Here is a 1,780-nt window from a genome sequence, read left to right as displayed (position 1 = left end):
CCTCCCTCTATAAATGTTGATGTACCAACGGTTTGAGCCATTGGTAGTGCATCAAAAAAATATTATTCGACAAATATTACTACAGTATTTTCATATTATGTGAATCTATTCCAATACATGGGTACGCTACGCGGTCACACTAGTAAAAACTGGTAAGTAGTGTTATGGAATTATGTGATGCACAATGGATCTCTGCGTAGCTTATGATGACGTACCCTCCCATGTCTCTGGGCATCTATGTGCCTACATTCCTTCGTTCGGTCTAGTCATAAGGCAGAGGCTAGCGAAGCTCCTATAGGGACTCGAGGTCGTATGGAAAAAATAGTGCCAGCTTCTCCGTGTCATCCTGTTGTCTAGGTCTATCAAGGGGATGTAGAACTTACATAGCCTCTGCGAGACTAGGAATATCCTTCATCATTCGCTGTGCGTCAAACGCTTTGTGCTTGGTGCTAATTCCGTGTAATACTTTTAATAGCTTACCGCATAGAACCACAATGGATTGCTTCTTGCGTAACGGATTAACCTGGCGGTTAGTGTAATACTCATGTAGCTTTCTAAAGGCTTCATTGTGGCGAATCATTGGCATCATCACTCGGAAAAGGAGGGCTCGCAGTTTTCTTCTACCACGTTTGGATATACGTTTTTGACCTTTGTGCAGACCGGATGAGTTTTCACGTAACGTTAATCCCGCAAGCTTAATAATTTGGCGTGGATCATCATAGTGTGAGAAGCTTCCAATCTCAGCTAAAAGGTCGACAATTGTTGTATCTCCCAGTCCTGGGACCGTTGTGAGCCATTCGTATTCCACAGATGTTTTAACTAGTTCTACTAACTGTTGTGTAATGCTTTTAATTTCTTGTTCTAACTGATTGTAACGACTGACGAGTGTGGCGATTTCAAAACGGGCCATCTCACGTCCTTCTGTTAGGCCGATAGAGGTAGCTGCGACTTCAATTAGACGCTTCGCTTTCGGCTTCTGAGGAGATTTCATCCCCTCAACTTTTTTGAATAATACAAGTAGTTCATCAACCTGTTTTTGATGTAGGTCGCTTGGGAATGGGGTGCATTCGAGTGCAGCCAATGCCATTTTTCCGAACTTCGGAAATACTTGTGTAAATTCAGGAAAATAGCGGTCTAGCCAACGAATCATCATGTTTTTAACACCACCGAATTCCTCAACTAACTTTTCTCGAAACGTTGATCCAACACGGAGTTCAGCTTCCATGTCTTTCAAAATACGCGGGTAGCTGAAACGTCCATCTTTAACGAGTCTAGCGATTACAAGGGCATCCTTACGGTCGTGTTTGGTAGGTAGATTATCATCTAGCTCCTTTGAGCGCTTGACATGCATAGGATTAGTCATGACAAGTGGAATACCTCGTTCTTGAAGAAAATAGGCTAAATTGAGCCAATAATGGCCCGTAGGTTCGATTCCAACAATGACTTCCGTTTTCTCGGATTCTTTCATAGCTACCAAAATCCGTTTGTAGAAAAGTTCAAAGCCATCTCTGGATTGTGAAACTGAGAAAGATTTTTGGAGCACTCGTCCTCGATCATCTACAAAGCATGCGTAATGTGTACGTTTTGCAATATCGATACCAATGACAAGCGTTTTTTCGGTGACTTGATTAATCTTTTGATTTTGTATAAAATCCATTATGGAGTCCTCCTTGGTTACAAATTAGGGGTCAATTTCTGCAGATTTTGACACCCCGTATCATACCAAGAGGGCTCTTTGTTGTTCAAGTCCCCGAAAATCCTTCTAACAGGAATGCTCCTA

The 1,780-nt window shown here is 42.2% G+C and carries 1 protein-coding gene; it reads right to left on the bottom strand.

Features of this window, described 5'->3' with window-relative positions:
- Window positions 1-379: 379 nt before the first annotated feature.
- Window positions 380-1,657 (bottom strand): IS110 family RNA-guided transposase, encoded by a 1,278-nt coding sequence (locus tag FXW34_RS22715; RefSeq protein WP_147536292.1) that lies wholly within the window; start codon window positions 1,655-1,657, stop codon window positions 380-382.
- Window positions 1,658-1,780: the final 123 nt, after the last annotated feature.

This window comes from Bacillus marasmi (genome assembly GCF_902168435.1).
GTDB classification, from domain to species: domain Bacteria; phylum Bacillota; class Bacilli; order Bacillales; family Cytobacillaceae; genus Bacillus_BU; species Bacillus_BU marasmi.
Note: the sequence above shows the minus strand (reverse complement) of the source record. Positions and strands in the feature narration are given on the sequence as shown.

Excerpts from the sequence above, each read along its gene's own strand:
- FXW34_RS22715 (WP_147536292.1), bottom strand. The coding sequence starts at position 1,657 with ATGGATTTTATACAAAATCAAAAGATTAATCAAGTCACCGAAAAAACG.